General features: G+C 68.1%; 14 protein-coding genes. 4 read left to right on the top strand and 10 right to left on the bottom strand.

What is annotated here, in order from left to right; genetic code table 11:
- Positions 1–27: 27 nt before the first annotated feature.
- The 3 genes from I9018_RS13605 (at position 28) to I9018_RS13595 (ending at position 2,926) form a co-directional block, all read left to right on the top strand.
- Positions 28–1,737: a Na/Pi cotransporter family protein gene (locus I9018_RS13605; protein ID WP_053130492.1), complete on the top strand. Its 1,710-nt coding sequence runs from the start codon at positions 28–30 to the stop codon at positions 1,735–1,737.
- Positions 1,725–2,072: a DUF2493 domain-containing protein gene (locus I9018_RS13600; protein ID WP_022644062.1), complete on the top strand. Its 348-nt coding sequence runs from the start codon at positions 1,725–1,727 to the stop codon at positions 2,070–2,072. The genes I9018_RS13605 and I9018_RS13600 overlap by 13 nt, the downstream gene beginning before the upstream one ends.
- Before the next feature lie 68 nt (positions 2,073–2,140).
- Positions 2,141–2,926, top strand: a complete 786-nt coding sequence (locus I9018_RS13595) for a hypothetical protein (RefSeq protein ID WP_241109762.1) — start codon at positions 2,141–2,143, stop codon at positions 2,924–2,926.
- A gap of 151 nt (positions 2,927–3,077) precedes the next feature.
- Here I9018_RS13595 and I9018_RS13590 read toward each other — a convergent pair whose 3' ends face one another.
- Positions 3,078–3,782 carry an NAD(P)H-dependent oxidoreductase gene (locus I9018_RS13590; RefSeq protein WP_068586689.1) on the bottom strand — a complete coding sequence of 235 codons (705 nt, stop codon included), beginning with the start codon at positions 3,780–3,782 and terminating at the stop codon, positions 3,078–3,080.
- A 131-nt stretch (positions 3,783–3,913) separates the two neighbouring features.
- Here I9018_RS13590 and I9018_RS13585 point away from each other — a divergent pair, with 131 nt between their 5' ends.
- Complete coding sequence (locus I9018_RS13585; protein WP_022644059.1) at positions 3,914–4,351, top strand: Rrf2 family transcriptional regulator; 438 nt, start codon at positions 3,914–3,916, stop codon at positions 4,349–4,351.
- A gap of 29 nt (positions 4,352–4,380) precedes the next feature.
- On the opposite strand, the gene I9018_RS13580 is transcribed toward I9018_RS13585, so the two are convergent.
- From I9018_RS13580 to I9018_RS13540, 9 genes are all read right to left on the bottom strand, one after another.
- A complete protein-coding gene (locus I9018_RS13580; protein WP_241109761.1) occupies positions 4,381–5,556 on the bottom strand; it encodes an aminotransferase class I/II-fold pyridoxal phosphate-dependent enzyme in 1,176 nt (391 codons plus the stop codon).
- Between the two features lie 27 nt (positions 5,557–5,583).
- Positions 5,584–7,194 (bottom strand): 5-guanidino-2-oxopentanoate decarboxylase, encoded by a 1,611-nt coding sequence (locus tag I9018_RS13575; protein ID WP_241109760.1) that lies wholly within the window; start codon positions 7,192–7,194, stop codon positions 5,584–5,586.
- A gap of 10 nt (positions 7,195–7,204) precedes the next feature.
- Entirely contained in the window at positions 7,205–9,304 is a 2,100-nt protein-coding gene (locus tag I9018_RS13570) for an acetate--CoA ligase family protein (protein WP_241109759.1), read from the bottom strand.
- 21 nt (positions 9,305–9,325) lie between these two features.
- Positions 9,326–10,486: an acyl-CoA dehydrogenase family protein gene (locus I9018_RS13565; protein ID WP_022644056.1), complete on the bottom strand. Its 1,161-nt coding sequence runs from the start codon at positions 10,484–10,486 to the stop codon at positions 9,326–9,328.
- A gap of 52 nt (positions 10,487–10,538) precedes the next feature.
- Entirely contained in the window at positions 10,539–11,330 is a 792-nt protein-coding gene (locus I9018_RS13560; protein ID WP_241109758.1) for an enoyl-CoA hydratase-related protein, read from the bottom strand.
- Between the two features lie 330 nt (positions 11,331–11,660).
- Complete coding sequence (locus I9018_RS13555; protein WP_241110143.1) at positions 11,661–13,001, bottom strand: amino acid permease; 1,341 nt, start codon at positions 12,999–13,001, stop codon at positions 11,661–11,663.
- A 274-nt stretch (positions 13,002–13,275) separates the two neighbouring features.
- On the bottom strand, positions 13,276–15,546 hold the full coding sequence (locus I9018_RS13550) for an ATP-binding protein (protein ID WP_241109757.1): 2,271 nt from the start codon (positions 15,544–15,546) through the stop codon (positions 13,276–13,278).
- Positions 15,543–16,328: a transporter substrate-binding domain-containing protein gene (locus I9018_RS13545; protein WP_241109756.1), complete on the bottom strand. Its 786-nt coding sequence runs from the start codon at positions 16,326–16,328 to the stop codon at positions 15,543–15,545. The genes I9018_RS13550 and I9018_RS13545 overlap by 4 nt, the downstream gene beginning before the upstream one ends.
- 1 nt (position 16,329) lies before the next feature.
- Positions 16,330–17,046, bottom strand: a complete 717-nt coding sequence (locus I9018_RS13540; RefSeq protein WP_022644050.1) for a response regulator — start codon at positions 17,044–17,046, stop codon at positions 16,330–16,332.
- Positions 17,047–17,075 lie beyond the last annotated feature (29 nt).

Genomic DNA, 17,075 nt, shown 5'->3' with positions numbered 1-17,075 from the left:
ACCCGCACCCGTCCCGGGAGAACCCTCATGTCGGGAACCACCCTTCTGATCAACCTGGCCGGCGCCATCGCCCTCTTGCTGTGGGGCTCGCAGATGATCTGCAACTCACTGCTGCGCGGCTTCGGCAGCCCGCTGCGCCACTGGCTCGGGCAACACCTGAACAACCGCTGGCTGGCGCTGCTGTGCGGCGTCGGCATCACCGGGGTGCTGCAAAGCAGTACCGCAGTGAGCCTGATGGCCAGCTCCTTCACCGCCGCCGGCACCCTGGGCCTGGCCCCGGCGCTGGCGGTGATGCTGGGGGCCAACATCGGCTCGACCCTGGTGGTCCAGCTGCTGAGCCTGGACCTCTCGCTGGCCGCCCCGGTGGCGTTGCTGGCGGGTTTCTTGTGCCTGCGCCTGCGCGATGACTCGCGCTTTGAAAGCATCGGCGCCGCGCTGATCGGCCTAGGCCTGATGCTCCTGGCCCTGGGCACGCTCGGCGCCACCCTGGGTGCGGTGGAACACACCCCGGTGTTGCGCCTGGTGATGCAAAGCCTGGACGGCGACCTGCTGCTGGCGCTGCTGGTGGCGGTCGTGCTGACCTGGATGTGCCACTCCAGCGTGGCAGTGGTGCTGCTGGTCGCCTCGCTGGCCGGCACCGGGCTGCTGTCGCCGGCCACCAGCATGGCCCTGGTGCTGGGGGTCAATCTCGGCGGCAGCCTGCCCTCGCTGCTGGGCGCCAGCGGCAATGTCGCCCGGCGCCTACCCCTGGGTAACCTGCTAGTGCGCCTGGCCGGGGTGGCGCTGGTATTGCCGTGGATCGGCGCACTGGCCCAGCTCGAAGGCGTGCGCCAGCTGCCCGGGGCGCTGCTGGTGGTCTACCTGCACAGCGTCTTCAGCCTGGTGCTGGGGCTGCTGTTCATCGGCTTCACCGAGCCCATGGGCAAGCTGCTGACCCGCCTGCTGCCGGCCCCGCCGCCAGTGACCGACCCGGGCATGCCGCTGTACCTGGACGAGGCCGGGCTGGAAGTGGCCAATATCGGCCTGGCCAATGCCGCCCGCGAGGCCCTGCGCATGGCCGACATGCTCTCGGGCATGCTCGACCGGGTCCTGCAACTGCTGCGCACCTCGCAGGTGGCCAACGCCGAGCAAATCCGCCAGATCGACCAGTCCCTGGACCTGCTCAGCGCGGCGATCCGCGCGTATCTGGCGGACATCGGCAAGGAAGGCATCAGCGACCAGGACGCCGACCGCTCCCAGGAAATCCTGCTGCTGGTGATCAACCTGGAGCACGCCGGCGACATCCTCAGCAGCAGCCTGGCGCAACTGGCGGTACGGCGCCTGCGCCGCAGCGAGCCGTTCTCCGCCTTCGAGCTGGGGACCCTGGTGCCGCTGCACCAGGAACTGCTGGCCAGCCTTAGCCTCGCGGTCACGGTGTTCCTGCGCGAAGACCTGGCCACCGCCCATCAACTGGTGGCACGCAAGGAGAACGTGCGCCGCCTGGAAGCCGCCGCCGGCCGCGAGCACTTTCGCCAACTGCGCGAAGACCGCAGCGCCTGGGCCGAGTCCGGGGACATTTTCCAGCGCCTGCTGCGCGACTACCGGCGGGTCCACCACCACATCGCCGCCCTGGCCTACCCAGTGCTGGAACGGGCCGGCGAGCGTGACATCGAGCACGGCTATCTCGGCGAGCCACTGGCCGAGACCCTGCCCGGCCAGTCGCACGACACCCGGGAGGACAGCCGATGCGCGTCCTGATCTGCGCCGGTCGCCACTACACCGACAGCCGCCGCTGCCGCCAAGTGCTGGAGGCCTTCCAGCGCCTGCACCCGGTACGGGTGGTGATCCATGGCGGCAGCCAGTTCCTCGGAGCGCAGATCGAGGACTGGGCCCGGGAGATCGGCGCCGACCTCGTCCGCTACCCGCCCAACTGGCAGTTGCACGGCAAGCACGCCGAGCGCCTGCGCAACCGCTTCATGCTGGCCGACAGCCGCCCCGACATCGTCCTCGCCCTGCCCGGTGGCGACGACACCGAGGAACTGCTGGCCCAAGCCCGGACCCAGGGCATCCAGACCCTGGGCCTGGGTGAGTGATCAGCCGCCACTTCATGACTCCAACCCCGGGCGCCGCCAACCCGGCGCCCACAGCCGTGAGATTCGCCATGACCCAGCATCGTCCGCATCGCTCCTCCCGCTCCCGCGCCTGGGGCCAACCGCTGCCCGTCGCCAAAAGCCGCATGCTCAAGCGCAACCTGCTGTTCCTGGCCATCACCGCCGGCGCCACCGCGACCCTGGCCCTGTGCTCCAAGGCCCAGGCCGCCGGTGGCGCCTACGTGGTGGACAACGGCGGGATCAACGCCCCCGGCGAATGCAATGTCGACCTCTGGTACCAGGCCGATCGCCGCCAAGGCTCGAACCACAACAGCGTGCTGGTGCCGGCCTGCACCTTCAGCCAACTGCCTGGGGTGCAATTGGGCGCCGCACTGCAACGCCAGGAAACCGATGAGCACGGCGAAACCCAGCTCAGCCCCCAGGTCAAGCTGGCCTTGCTGGACCGCGACGACCTGGGCCTGCAACTGGCGCTCGCCGGTTCCGCCCACTGGGCACTGAACCGCAGCCACAGCTTCGACGGTGGCGACCTCAGCCTGCCGCTGACCTTCAGCCCCAGCGACGCGCTGCACCTGAACCTCAGTACCGGCTGGAGCCACGCCTATGACGACGGCCAGCAGCACCATCGCTGGACCTGGGGCACGGGGGTGGAATACGAGCTGCTGCCCAGCCTGACCCTGATCGCCGAACGCTACGGCCAGCGCGGCGGCGAACAAGCCTGGCAAGCCGGCCCGCGCCTGCACATCGGCCACGCCCTGGACCTGGACCTGATCCTGGGCCAGCACCTGACGGACCGGCGCGACCGCTGGCTGACCACCGGTGTCACCCTGCGCTTCTGAGCCGATCCCCCCACGGCAGCGGCTACACCTCCTGTAGCCGCTGCTGAGCCTGCGAAGCTGCGCCAAGGCCCGCAGGGCCTTCCAGCAATCGCCTACCCCGTGGCCGCTAGGCGCCCATGCGCAACCTGCGGCGGCGGCTACACGAAGCCCATCACGCCGGTAACGGGTACAGGGCGTCGTCGAACTGTTCCAGGCGCGGGAACACCAGCGGTTGCTCCTCATCGATGCGCTCCAGGCGTTGGCGGTACTGGGCCAGGAACCCCTCGCGCGCGTCCTGGCTGATATAGGGCACGTGCCAGGCCACGAACGGCTCCAGCACCTGGCAACCGACATAGGCCAGGGTGCCGCGCAAGAGCGGGCGCAACATGTCCTCCAGCGGACCGTGGATCGCCCCCTGGCCGAACATGTGCTCGCGCCCGCCCAGGGTCAGGCTCAGCAGGGCCTTCTTGCCCACCAGGCCGCCCTGGTCGTAGAAACGCTTGCCGCCGTAGCACACCCCGGACACCAGCACCCGGTCGATCCAGCCCTTGAGCATGGCCGGCACCGAGAACCAGTACACCGGGAAATTGAGGATCAGCAGATCGGCCCACAGCAATTTGTCCAGCTCGCCCTGGATGTCGGCGGCGATCCCGCCGTTCTTCACCCCCACCCGCTGCTCCAGGGCATAGACCAGGTACTCGGGGTTGTCGCGCCGGGCAAAGTCGGCGGCGCTGGCCACCGGGTTCCAGTCCATGGCGTACAGGTCGCTGACCTGCACCTGGTGCCCCTGGGCCTCCAAGGTGCTGCGAGCCTGGTCGCGCAGCGCGGCGGTGAAGGATTGCGGCTCGGGGTGAGCGTGGACGATCAGCACATTCATGGCGGTTCCTCGGGGTTTATTTATAATTGTTACCGTAACAAATACTTTATTTTCCACACAATCGCTTTCACCACGTCGTTGAACGGCCAGCGCTGGCATACTGGCGCCTTCCCAGGGACTTGCAGACACCCATGAGCCAGTCGACCCGCCTGATCACCGCTTCCTACATCCTGTCCTTCGTGGCCGCCAACGCGCCGCAGAAGCTGCGCACCGAGACCATCGCCAAATGGGTCAAGATCCACCCGGCGCGGGTACGCAACCTGGTGTCGCAGATGGTCAAGGCCGATATCCTCGCCTCCTGCCGTGGCCCCAAGGGCGGCCTGACCCTGGCCCGCCCAGCGGCGCAGATCACCCTGCAGGACGTCTACGACGCGGTGCAGGAAAGCTCGCTGATCGCCGAGAAGATCGACAACCCCTTCTCTGGCATGGAAGAGCACTGCAAGGTGTTCGACGTCTTCACCCGGCTGTTCAGCCTGCTGGAGCGCAACATGCGCCAGGACCTGGCCAACATCACCGCCGACCAGCTGTTCGTGGCCTTCGACCCACCCCTGGAAACCGACCGCGCTTAACCCCACAGCGCCTTCCGACAATCCTCCGCCTAGGCGAGGCAATCGCTGGCGCAGCGGGCGATGCGCCGGCAGGCTTCGCGCAGGGCCTCGGGCTCCAGCACCAGGCCCAGGCGGATATGCCCGGCGGCGCTGGGACCGAAGGCTTCACCGGCCAATACCGACACCCCCTGCTCGTCCAGCAGCCGTTCGCTGAAGGCCTGGGCGCTCAGGCCCGTGGCGCGAATGTCGACCATCACGAACATGCCGCCATCGGGCTTCAGCGGCCGGGCACCCGGGCAGTCGGCCAGGCAATCGCAGACCAGGTCGCGCCGCTGGCGGTAGGCCTCGGTCATCGCCGCCAACTGCGGCAAGGGTTGCTCCAGGGCGACGATGGCGGCGTCCTGGATGAACTCCGGCGAGCCATAGAGCATGCACAGCGCCAGGTTCTCCAGGTGCGCGGCCAGGGGCGCCGGGGCCACCACCCAGCCCAGGCGCCAGCCGGTCATGGCATGGGACTTGGACAAGCTGTTGAGGGTCGCGGTGCGCTCGGCCATGCCCGGCAGGCTGGCCGGGCTGACGTGCTCGCCCTCGTACAGCAGTTCGCTGTAGACCTCGTCGCAGATCAGCCACAGGCCATGCTCGATGCACAGCGCCGCCAACGCCTCCCAGGTGGCCCGGGGAATGCTCGCCCCCGTGGGGTTGTGCGGGCTGTTGAGCACCAGTGCCCGGGTCTTGCCGGTGATGCGCGCGGCCACGTCCTCTGGACGCACCTGGAAGCGCTCCTCGGCGCGTACCGGCAACGGCACCACCTGGGCATTGCAGGCGCCGAACACCGCCTCGTAGGTGACGTACATCGGCTCGGCGACGATCACCTCGTCCCCCGGGTCCAGCAGGCATTGGGCGACGCTGTACAGCGCGCACTGGGCACCGGCCAGTACCACCACCTCATCGGCCTGCACCGCCTGCCCGCTACGCGACTGGTGACGGCGGGCAATGGCCTCGCGCAGGGCACGCTTGCCGCGCACGTCGGCGTAATGGGTATGGCCGTCGCGCAGGCTGTCGATGGCCGCCTGGACGATGGGCTGCGGGGTGTCGAAATCCGGGTCGCCCACCGACAGCAGCCACACCGGCTCGCCCCGCTCGCGCTTGGCCAGGGCCCGGTAGTGGATGTCCCAGGCGGCGGCGCCATCGCCGGCGATACGTTGGGTCAGCTTGGAAAAACGCATGGCGAAACTCCTGGCAAAAAATGTAGGTCAGGCCTGGGCGCAGGCGTGCTTGAGCTCGATCAGCGTCACCCCGGGCTGGGCGAACCCACGACGCAGTGCCTGTTGCAGCTCGTCGAGGTTGGCCGGCTGGCTCACCGGGCAACCGAAGGCCCGGGCCAGGGCGATAAAGTCCGGGTTGCGCGGCAAGACCCCGATGGGCTCGATGTCCAGGGCCTGCATGTCATCGCGGATCTGGCCCAGGGCGTCGTTGTTCCACAGCAATACCACCAGCGGGCTGTCCAGTTCCTCCACCGCCGTGGCCAGCTCCTGCACGGTGTAGAGAAAACCACCGTCGCCCACCAGCACCAGGCCCGGGCGACCGGGCGCGCCGAGCTTGGCGCCGATGGCCGCCGGCAGGCCGTAGCCCAGGGTGCCGTAGCCGGTGGGGTGCAACCAGCTGCGCGGCCCCTGGCTGGGGTACAGGTAGTTGCCGCTGTAGGCCAGCTGGGTCATGTCGCTGCTGATGAAGCCGCGCTCGGGCAGCTCGGCCGCCACTCGCTGGAGAATCTGCTGGTGAATGCGCTGCAAGGGGCCCTGCCCTTCGCCCACGGTGCGGCGTAACCGGGCCACCGCCGCCACCGCCCAGCTGGAGTCCGCCGGCGGCTGCTCCAGGTCCTCGAGCAAGGCCTCCAGGGTCTGCCGGGCATCGCCGTGCAAGGCCACGGCGCAGGGGTAGAAGTCATTGAACTTGCGTGGGTCGAGGTCCAGCCGCACGAGCTGGCCGTTGAGCGGCAGGCGCTCGCGCCAGTAGTCGGTGTCGGCCATCTCGGTGCCCACCGCCAGCACCACATCGGCCTGGCTGATCAACTGCCAGCCGGGCTCCACGCACAGGGTCGCACCGGCATTGAGCGGCGCCCGGTCCGCCAGCAGGCCCTTGCCGGCCACGCTGCTGAAGCACACCGCGCCCAGCCGGGTCGCCAGTTCCTGCAGGGCCGCGCCGGCATGCAAAGCCCCTCCGCCGGCGATGATCATCGGCCGCTTGGCCAGGCGCAACAGGTCCGCCGCCTGGTGCACATCCGCCGCTGCGGCGGGACCACGGGCCGGGCGCCGCCGCACTTCGCCAGTCCAGTCCCGGGCCACCGGGGCCGCCAGCACATCCAACGGCACCGAGAGATGCACCGGCCGCGGGCGCTCGCTGTCGAATACGGCGAAGGCCCGGGCCAGCAGCTCGGGCAGGTCCTCGGGGCTCAGGGCCAGGGCCGAAAACGCGGTGATCGGCGCGGTAATGGCGCGCTGGTCCTGGGTTTCGTGCAGCGAGCCCCAGCCCTTGCCGAGGCTGGCGCTGTGGTTGACGCTGGAAATCACCAACAGCGGGATCGAATCGGCATAGGCCTGGCCAATGGGCGTGGCGACGTTGGTCACCCCCGGGCCGCTGATGACGAAGCACACCCCGGGCTTGCCGCTGACCCGGGCATAACCGTCGGCCATGAACCCGGCGCCCTGTTCGTGGCGCGTCAGCACATGGCGGATGCCGCTGCCGGGCAGGCCGCGATACAACTCCAGGGTGTGCACCCCGGGAATGCCGAATACCGTGTCGACGCCATAGCCGGCCAGCAGCCGCACCAGGGCCTGGCCACCGGTCAAGGTCTGTTCGTGCATGTCTCTCTCCTCATACCCGGCCAAGGCGAATCAACGCATCGACCGCGACGGTGCCGCGGGCACCGACCAACAATGGGTTCACATCCAGTTCCAGCAGGGTCGCCGCGTGTTCGCAGGCGTAGTCGGCCACCGCACCGATGGCCGCTACCAGCGCGTCCAGGTCGGCCGCCGGGCGTCCGCGAAAGCCTTGCAGCAAGGCAGCGCTGCGCAGTTGCAGCACAGCCTGGCGGATTGCCGCCGGATGAGTCGGCAGCAACAGGCTGCGACTGTCCTTGAGCAGCTCCACCAGCACCCCGCCGGCGCCGATCACCAAGGCCAGGCCGAAATGCTCCTCGCGCTTGATGCCGACGATCAGCTCGGCCAGGGGCGGCGCGGCCATGGGCTCCAGCAGCACCTGGTCGAAGGCCACCCCCGGGGCATGCTCGGCGATCCGCGCGCGCATCTGCCGCAGCGCCGCGCCTAGCGCCTCGGGGTCCTTGAGGTTCAGAGCCACCGCGCCGGCTTCGGTCTTGTGCGGCAGCTCGACGCTGACCGCCTTGAGCACCAGCGGATAACCCACCGCCGCCGCAGCGCTCAGCGCCTGCTCGGGGGTACTCAGCAGGCCCTCAGGAATGCGTAGGCCAAATTCGCGCAGGGCCTGTTTGGATTGCCATTCATCCAGCAGTTGGCCCGTCCCCTCCAGGGCCTCGGGACACAGCGGCACCAGGGCCGCCTCGCCCAGTTCCAGCAAGGCCTGGCGCCGGCCCTGGTAGGCGGTGATCCGGCCCCAGGCCGCCAGGCCGTCCTCGACCCCCTGCAAGGCCGGGATGCCCAGGGCATGCAGGCACTCCCGGGCCGCCGCCGGCAGCAATTCGGGGAAGGCCGAGGTGACGAAACCGCGCTTGCCATGGCGTTGCAACGCGGCGCAGAACAGCTCCAGCAGCAGGTCGCATTCCTTGCGCTCGCCGGTGAACTCGGCCGGGTAATCCAGCACCAGCATGGCGCTGTCGGCTGCGCTGCCCAGCACGGTATCGAGCATCTGCTGCAAGGCCTGGGCATCGCCCCAGATCGCGGTGGTGAAATCCAGCGGATTGACCAGGTTGGCGTACCCCGGCAACACCTGGGCCAGCGCCTGGCATTGCTCGCTCGCCAGCTTGGGCAACTCCAGGCCGTTGCGCTCGGCGTAGTCGGCGATCAACCCGGCATCGCCGCCGGAACAGGCCAGGGCCATCAACTGCGGGCCCGCGGGCAACTGGCCGCAGGACGCGGCCTTCAAGGTCTCGACAAAACTCACCGGGCCACTGACGCGGATCACCCCCAGGCGCTGGAACAAGGCGTCGTACAGCGCATCGGAGCCGGACAGCGAGCTGGTATGGCTCAGGGCCAACTCGGCGCCGATCGGCGACACCCCGGTCTTCAGGGCGATGATCGGAATGCCCTTTTCCAGGGCCTTGTACGCAGCCTTGGCGAACCCCGGCACGTTCTTCAGGCCTTCCAGGTGCAGGCCGATGGCGGTGACTCGCGGCTCGTCCAGCAGCACGTCCATCAGTTCGGCGATGCCCAGTTGCGCCTGGTTGCCCACCGAGGCCATGTAGGCCACCGGCAACGAACGGTCGCTCATGGACAGGTTGTAGGCGAAGTTGCCGCTCTGGGTCAGCACCGCCACGCCCCGCTCGACCTGCTGGCCGCCGTGGGCCACCGGCCACAGGGCGGCGCCGTGCAGGTAATCCAGCAGGCCGTAGCAGTTGGGCCCCAGCAGGGCCATGTCGCCGGCGGCCTGCAGCAATCGCTGTTGCAGGGCCTGGCCCTCGGCGCCGGTCTCGGCGAATCCCGAGGCGTAGCAGATCGTCCCGCCCGCGCCCTTGGCCGCCAGCTGGGCGACGCAGTCCAGGGTCAGCTCGCGGTGGGTGGCGACGAACACCGCGTCCGGGCCGCACGGCAGTTGGTCGATACTGGCCACGCAGGGCACGCCGTCGATCTGCGCGTGCTGCGGGTTGACCAGCCACAGGTCGCCGGCAAAACCGCCCTCGGCGCAGCGCTTGAGGGCCCGGGCCATGCTGCGGCCGCCGACGAAGGCCAGGTGCCGGGGCGCCAGCAGGCGCTTGAGGTTGTCACGTAGGGTCTGGGACATGACGCAGGTTCTCCAGGCGGTTCAGCGCAGCAACGGCCGCAGCAGTTCACGGGAAATGATGTGCCGCTGGATCTCCGAGGTGCCCTCCCAGATCCGCTCGATCCGTGCGTTGCGCCAGATGCGCTCCACCGGGCCTTCGTCCATCAGGCCCATGCCGCCGTAGATCTGCACCGCCTCGTCGGCCACCTTGCCCAGCACTTCGCTGGCGAACAGCTTGGCCATGCCGGCCTCGCCGTCGGTCATGCTGCCCTGGTCCATCTTCCAGGCGGTGTGCAGGGTCAAGAGCTCGGCGGCGCGGATCTGCGTGGCCATGTCCGCCAGCTTGAACGACACCCCCTGGTAGCTGCCGATGGCCTGGCCGAACTGCTTGCGGTCCGCCGCCCATTGCAGGGAGGCATCCAGCGCCCGCTGCGCCTGGCCCACGCAGTTGGCCGCGACCATCACCCGCCCGGCGGTGAGCCAGGCGTTGGCCACCTCCCAGCCCTTGCCCACCTCCCCCAGCACCTGGTGGGCCGGCACCCGGCAGTCGTCGAAGAACATCTCGAAGGTGTGGTAGCCACGGTTGCTCACGCACTTGGGGCCACGGCGAATGGTCAGGCCCGGGGTGTCGCGGTCCACCAGGAACGCGGTCACGGCATTGCGCTGGCGGCCGTTGTGCTCGTAGGTGCCGGTGACGGCGAAGACGATGGCGAAATCCGCATGCCCGGCGTGGCTGATGAAGTGCTTGGCGCCATTGATCACGAAGTCGCCGCCCTCGCGCACGGCGCGGGTCTTGATGGCATTGGCATCGGAGCCGGCGCCGGGTTCGGTGAGGGCGAAGCAGTCGATCTTCTTGCCCTGCACGCAAGGCAGCAGGTAGTCGCCGATCTGCGAGCCGGTGCAGGCCATGAGGATCTTCGACGGCCGGGCGACGAACACATGCAGGGCCCAGGAACACTTGGCCAGCTCGCGCTCGATCAGCGCCTGGGACAGGTAGTCGAGACCACCGCCACCGACCTCCTCGGGCATGTTGAAGGCATAGAAACCAGCGGCGATGGCCTTGTTGCGAATCTCTGCGGCCAGTTCGGCCGGGACCTCGTCGGCGCGGTCCACCGCTTCTTCGTGGGGCAGCAACTCCTTGCTGACAAAACTGCGGACTGCATCGACCAACATTTCTTGTTCTTGGCTGAGTTGGAAGTTCATGGCGCTACCTGTGGCGAGTTGACGGTGCGAAATAAGTGGATTGGGTCGCGGCTCAGCGACCGATAAAGCGTGGCGGGCGTTTTTCCGTGGCCGCGCGCAGGGCCTCGGCGCCGTCGGCACTGCGCCCGCACAGCAGCCCGGCGGCCAGTTCGGCGGCCAGTTGCCCGGGCAGGTCGCGCTCGGCGCTTTCGCGCAGCAGGCGCTTGGTCTGGGCGAAGGCGAAAGTCGGGCCGTTGGCCAGGCGGCCGGCCAGTTCGCCGACGGTGGCGTGCAGTTGCTCGTCGGCGCAGACCTCGCCCACCAGCCCGGCGGCCAGGGCACGTTCGGCGCTCCAGAGCTCGTCGAGGAACAGCAGGCGCTTGGCCTGCTCGCTGCCGATCAACCGAGGCAGGTGCCAGCTGGCACCGGCATCCGGCGAATAGGCCATGCCGGTGTAGCCGGCCTTGAACCGCGCCGACTGCCCCGCTACCCGCAGGTCGCAGCACAGCGCCAGGTCCATGCCGGCGCCCACGGCCGTACCGTTGATGGCGGCGATGGTGGGTTTGTCCAGGCTGTGCAGGCAGCTCATCAGGGCGTGGGCGGTTTCGGTCCAGCCGTAGCTTTCCAGGGCGCCCCGGGCTTCGGCTTCGGCCCATTCGGCCAGGTCGGCGCCGGCGCAAAAACTGCGGCCGCTGCCGCCCACCACTACCACCCGCACCGCCGGGTCGTCCTGGCAGCGCTCGAGCAAGCCGTGCAATTGGCGCAAGCCGGGAATGTCCAGGGCATTGCGCTGGTCCGGGCGGTTGAGGGTGATCCAGGCGATACCTGCCTCGATCTGGCAAAGCAGCGACGATGAAGTGCTCATGGGCGTCCTCGAATGATTGTATTTGGCATGAGGGAGGTGAGTTGTGGACCATGCTAAACGACTGTTCAACAAGACGGCAATTGCTCGAGCGGTACCCCGGCCAGGGCCGGATTACCTATCCATCCTGTTGTTTTTATTGAATAAAGAGTGATTCGAACGATTTGTGGCCGAGCGGCTGTTACAACTTCGAACAAGCCACTACAACCCGGTAAAGATGCAGACCTTGCGGCCGCTGCGCCCCCGTACGCAGCCTGCGGCAGCGGCTACAAAACCCTGTAGCCGCTGTCGAGCATAGCGAGGCTGCGCCAAGGCCCGCAGGGCCTTCGGCTGTCAGGTGGCGGCGGCCAATGGCTGGGCCTGGCGCTTGCGATTCACCAGGTAGTAGGCGCCGTAGCACAGGGCGATGAAACCCAAGCCCCAGTACAAGGATGGGCGCTGGGTTTCATCCAGGGCCAGGAACACGAACAGCGAACTGCACAGGACGATGCACAGCAGCGGCACCAGGGGGAACCACGGCGCACGGTACTTGAGCTGCTCCAACTGCCCGCCCTCACGCAGGAACTGGCGACGGAAGCGGTACTGGGCCAGGGCGATGACGATCCAGGTCACGGTGCCGGCCATGCCGCTCACCGCCATCAGCACCATGAACAGGGTGTCGGCGGCGATGAAGCTGGTCATCAGCGAGATCAGGGCGAAGCACAGGGTGATCGCCAGGGCCCGCAGCGGCACGCCCTGCTTGCTCAGGGGCGACAGCGCCTTGGGCGCCATGCCGCTCTTGGACATGGCCCAGAGGATGCGGGTCGAGGCGTACAGCCCGGAGTTGCCCACCGAGAGAATCGCCGTGAGGATCACGAAGTTCATCAGGTCCGCGGCATAGGGAATGCCCACCATGTCGAACACCTGGACGAACGGGCTTTCCACCAGCCCGGCCTGCTGCCAGGGAATGATCGCCGCCAGCACCATCACCGCCAGCACGTAGAAGATCAGCACCCGGAACACCACGTTGCGCACCGCCCGTGGAATGCTCTTTTCCGGCTGGTCGGTCTCCCCCGCTGCCACGCCCATGATCTCGCAGCCCTGGAAGGCATAGACCACGGTCATCATCACCGCGAACACCGCCGGCAGGCCGTTGGGAAACAGCGAATCGCCGGTGAGGTTGTCGAACATCGGCGCCGGGGCGCCGCCGGGCAGGTCGATGACGCCGAAGATCACCAGCACCCCGACCACGATGAAGCTGAGGATCGCCAGCACCTTGACCCCGGCGAACCAGTACTCGGCCTCGCCGAAGGCACGGGTGGCCAGGGCATTGATGCCGAACAGCAAGGCGACGAAGAACGCCGACCAGTACCAGATCGGCACCCCGGGGAACCAGCGCTGCATGAGCATGCCCGCCGCGGTGAACTCCAGGCCCACGGTGGTGGCCCAGCTCATCCAGTAGACCCAGCCGATCATGAAGCCGGTGGCCGGGCCGATGTACTTCGTGGCGTGGGCCTGGAACGAGCCGGACACCGGCATCTGCACCGACAGCTCACCCAGGCAGACCATCACCAGGTACATCAGGAAGCCCGCCACCAGGTAGGAGAGGATCGCCCCCCAGGGACCGCCCTGGTTGATGGTGACCCCGGAGCCCATGAACAGCCCGGTGCCGATCACCCCTCCCAGGGACAACATGAAGATGTGCCGGCTCTTCAAGGCCCGGGTCAGTTGGATGCCTTTGCGTTCAGTAGTGGTCGTCACGGCGCACCTCAGCAGTCGGTGAGGCGCAGGGCGCGCTGGGAAGGGGTACGACGGGATGGGGCAGCAGCTTGCAGGCGGTTCATTATTATTATCTCCAATAAGCTTCGAAGGCCGCGGCGGGCGCGGCTCGACCGATTATTGGAAAGCCATGTAAGTTCGCGTTGAAGCAAAAGATCGAAGATGTAAAAAGTCGTAAGGTTTTTGTACTTCAGGCCGCCAGCAGTTGATCCAGGGCCCTGCGCGCCCGCTGCCAGGCCTGCTGCAGGTCTGGCACCTGGGCGGCCATTGCCGCGACGCCGGACTGCCCCGCCGCATCCTCCAGCGCCCGCAGCACCCGGGCCAGTTCGCAAAAGCCCAGGGAGTCGGCGCTGCCGGCCAGGCGGTGGGCCAGGTGCTGCACCTGGGTACTGTCGGCCGCCGCCAGGGCGTCATCGAGCAACGGCCGTTGCTGGTCCAGGGTGCTCGCCAAGACCTTGAACAGCCCCTGCAACTTCTGCTCCCCCAGCAGGCTGCGGTGGGTGTCCAGCAGTTCCTGGTCGAGCACGCCCTCAGCGCTCCGGGCTGGCGCCGCCAGTGCCTCGCTGGCCGGCTCCGCAGTGGCCAGGACCTGGCGCAGGCTGTCCATCTGCAAGGGCTTGCCGAGGATGCCCTGCATCCCCGCCTCCAGGTAACTGCGCACCAGGGCCGGCTGGACGCTGGCGGTCAGGGCGAAGATCCGCGCCTGGCGATTGGGCCCCGGGCGCCGGCGCAGCTCGCGGCACAGCTCGATGCCACTGATACCCGGCAGTTGCACGTCCAGCAGCAACAAATCGAAGCCCTGGCGCTGGCACAGCTCCAGCGCCGCCTCGCCGTCCTCCACCAGCCACACCTGGTGGCCGTCGCGCTCCAGCAAGCCCTGGGCCACCTCGCGATTGAGCGCCACGTCCTCCACCACCAGGATCTTCAGCCCCGGCACCGGTGCCGCGACCGGCGGTGGCGCCGGTAGCCCCAGGCCGACCCCCAGGGCCAGTTCGAACCAGAAACGACTGCCCTGCCCCAGTTCACTGTCCACGCCGATGCGCCCGTCCAGTTGCTGCACCAGGTGCTTGCAGATCGCCAGGCCCAGGCCGGTGCCGCCATAGCGCCGGCTCACCGCATCGCTGGCCTGGACGAAGCGCTCGAAGATCTTGTCGCGCATCGAGGCCGCGATACCGATGCCGTTATCGGCCACCGAGCAGCGCAGCCGTTGCCGTTGTGGTCCGTCCTCCAGCACCTGGACCTCGACCCGCACCCAGCCGCCTTCGGTAAAGCGGATGGCGTTGGCCAGCAGGTTGCTCAGCACCTGGCGCAGGTACTGCTCGGCGCCGTACTGCCCCGGGGCCAAGCGCGGGTCGACGTGCACCTGCAACTGCGTGCCGTGCTCCCGGGCCCGGGGTTCGAGCAGTGTGCTGACCTCCTCCAACAACTGGCGCAAGGAAAAATTCCGGGCCTCCGGACGGCTTTGCCCTTCCTCCAGGCGGGCGAAGGACAACACCTCGTCGAGGATCGTCAGCAAGCCCTCGCCGGCCTTGTGCAGGGCCTGCAAACGCTGGCGGTCCTGGTGCGCAAGCGGCGCGCCGCGCAAGAGTTCGGCCATGCCGAGGATGCCGTTCAACGGCGTGCGCAGTTCGTGGCTCATGGTGGCCAAAAAGCGCGACTTGGCCAGGTTGGCCGCCTCGGCCTCGTCCTTGGCGTGCATCAGGCTGGCGGTGCGGCGCTGGACCATTTTCTGCAATTCGTCGCGCTTGTCCTGCAGGGCCTGGCGGTCCTGCTCGCGGCGCTGGATGTCATCGAGAATCGCCCGGCGCATGTCGTCCAGGGCCCCGGCCACGGTGTCGATCTCATCACCGCCCGGGTGCTGGCGCTTGTCCAGGTGCAGCGGCTGCTGCAAGTCGCCGCCGGCCACGCGGCGGGCGAATTCGGCCATGACTTGCAGGTGCCGGGTGACCAGGCGATAGAACAGCCCGGACAGCGCCACCGCCAGGCCGCAGAGAAACACGCTCATCCACAGCAGGCTGGCCAGCCCGGTGGTGTACAGGCGCCGGTACACCGCCCCCAGGTCAGTGCTGACCTGCAACTCCCCCAGCTCGCGACGCGGCCCGGACGGCGGCTGGTAGCTCAGGGCGAAGCGCTCCACCCGCAAAGGCCCGATCAGTTCGGCACTGCCCTGTTGCAGGTCGAAATCACTGCTGAGCAGGTGCACCCGGGCCACATCGGAAAAGTCCACCAGGCCCTGCAATTGCACTGTCAGCTGTTCCTGGTTGAGGTCCCACAGGTTGCGTTCCAGGCTGCCCAGGTAGCCGGCGCGGATCAGCTCCATGCGGCTGTCGATGTCGCGCATTTCGCGGCGGTATTCGAAGTACAGCTGCACCGCACTGGCCAGCACGGTGAAGCACAGGCTGAACAGCAGGATGAACAGCAACAGGCGCCGCAGCAGGCCGCCGGGCCGTGGGCCGATCATGGCGCCGCACCGGCTTGGGCCTTGAGCATGGTGCGGTAGTCGGCCTGGCTCTGGTCCAGCCAGCGCTGGATCGCGCCGCTGTCGACCTGGCGCTGCAACTGGGTGTCGATCTCGTCCATGCGCGCCGCCAGGGGCGACTGGCGCGACACCGCCAGGCGCAGGTAGTCGACGCTGATCGCCTGGGGCAAGGCGACGATGTCCTCGGCGCCCGGCAGGCGCTCGATGAACAACTGCCCGGTACGCCGCTCATGGGGGATGAAGTCGATGCGCTGGCGGATCAGCTTGCCGAAGTTCTGCACGCTGCTGGACACCCACTCGATGTTGCCGTGCTGCACCACTTCGCGGTCGAAATCCTGGCCGTAGCTCTCGCCGAACAGCAGGCCGCCGCGATAGGCCGTCAAGTCTTGCAGGTGCTGCAAGCGCGGCAGCTGACGGCGGTTGACGAACAGTGCCACTTCCTCGCGCAGCACCGGCACCCGGGAAAACACCAGGTCCTGCTGGCGCTGGCCGGTGCGGTAGGCCAGCACCACGTCCACGCGGCCAGCGGCGGCATCCAGCAGGCAGCGCTTCCAGTTGCCCAGCACCACCACCTGCACCTGGTAACCCAAGTCCCCCAGCACCTGGCGCACCAGGGCCGGGGCCAGGCCACGCATCTGGCTGCCGTCGCTCCAGGAGATTGGCGGGTACACCGGGTGGTCACAATATTTCAGGGTCGGCCTGGGCTCGGCCAGCGTCGCGCCGGCCAGCAGCATCAGCCCCAGGGCCCAGGCACGGCGCAGCACCTCAGGCGGCCACGCTGGCAGTGAACAGATAGCCAGCACCGTGGATGGTGATGATCAGCTCCGGCTCGGCCGGGTCGTCATGCAGCTTGCGCCGCAAGCGGCCCACCAGCACATCGATGGAGCGGTCGCTGGGCACCCACTCGCGGTTGCGGATCTGGTCCATCAACTGGTCGCGGCTGAGGGTGTGGCCGCTGTTGCGCAGGAACACGCTGAGCAGTTGGTATTCGCCGTGGGTCAGCAGGGTTTCGCCACCCCGGGCGTCGATCAGCCGGCGGCGGTCGGTGTCCAGGGCCCAGTCGGCGAACTGCTTGACCGGGCTGGGATGGCTGGCCGGCGCTGGTGGCTGGCGGGCATGGCGCACGCGGCGGACCAGGTTCTTGGCCCGGGACACCAGCTCGCGGGGGTTGAGGGGCTTGATCACGTAGTCGTCGGCGCCGCATTCCAGGCCGACGATGCGGTCGATGTCGTCGTTGCGCCCGGTGATCAGGATGATCCCCACCTCCGAGCGCACTCGCAGCTCGCGGGTCAGGGTCAGGCCGTCCTTGCCGGGCAGGCGGATATCGAGCATCAACAGATCGACCGTGTGCTGGTCGAGGAAGCTCTCGGCCTGTTCCGCCGTAGCAGCGCAATGCACGTCGTAGCCTTCCTGGGACAGATAGGCCTGGAGCAGTTCGCGAATCAACGGATCGTCGTCGACGATCAATACCCGAGGAGTCATCGCCTGTGTTCCTGATTATTTTTATTAGA

The sequence above is a fragment of the Pseudomonas sp. MPFS genome (assembly GCF_022537035.1).
Lineage (GTDB): Bacteria > Pseudomonadota > Gammaproteobacteria > Pseudomonadales > Pseudomonadaceae > Aquipseudomonas > Aquipseudomonas sessilinigenes.
Note: the sequence above shows the minus strand (reverse complement) of the source record. Positions and strands in the feature narration are given on the sequence as shown.

Bases quoted from the DNA above. Each gene is read 5' to 3' on its own strand.
- I9018_RS13605 (WP_053130492.1), top strand. From the start codon at position 28: ATGTCGGGAACCACCCTTCTGATCAACCTGGCCGGCGCCATCGCCCTC.
- I9018_RS13600 (WP_022644062.1), top strand. From the start codon at position 1,725: ATGCGCGTCCTGATCTGCGCCGGTCGCCACTACACCGACAGCCGCCGC.
- I9018_RS13595 (WP_241109762.1), top strand. From the start codon at position 2,141: ATGACCCAGCATCGTCCGCATCGCTCCTCCCGCTCCCGCGCCTGGGGC.
- I9018_RS13590 (WP_068586689.1), bottom strand. From the start codon at position 3,782: ATGAATGTGCTGATCGTCCACGCTCACCCCGAGCCGCAATCCTTCACC.
- I9018_RS13585 (WP_022644059.1), top strand. From the start codon at position 3,914: ATGAGCCAGTCGACCCGCCTGATCACCGCTTCCTACATCCTGTCCTTC.
- I9018_RS13580 (WP_241109761.1), bottom strand. From the start codon at position 5,556: ATGCGTTTTTCCAAGCTGACCCAACGTATCGCCGGCGATGGCGCCGCC.
- I9018_RS13575 (WP_241109760.1), bottom strand. From the start codon at position 7,194: ATGCACGAACAGACCTTGACCGGTGGCCAGGCCCTGGTGCGGCTGCTG.
- I9018_RS13570 (WP_241109759.1), bottom strand. From the start codon at position 9,304: ATGTCCCAGACCCTACGTGACAACCTCAAGCGCCTGCTGGCGCCCCGG.
- I9018_RS13565 (WP_022644056.1), bottom strand. From the start codon at position 10,486: ATGAACTTCCAACTCAGCCAAGAACAAGAAATGTTGGTCGATGCAGTC.
- I9018_RS13560 (WP_241109758.1), bottom strand. From the start codon at position 11,330: ATGAGCACTTCATCGTCGCTGCTTTGCCAGATCGAGGCAGGTATCGCC.
- I9018_RS13555 (WP_241110143.1), bottom strand. From the start codon at position 13,001: ATGTTGTCCCTGGGAGGGGTGATCGGCACCGGGCTGTTCATGGGCTCC.
- I9018_RS13550 (WP_241109757.1), bottom strand. From the start codon at position 15,546: ATGATCGGCCCACGGCCCGGCGGCCTGCTGCGGCGCCTGTTGCTGTTC.
- I9018_RS13540 (WP_022644050.1), bottom strand. From the start codon at position 17,046: ATGACTCCTCGGGTATTGATCGTCGACGACGATCCGTTGATTCGCGAA.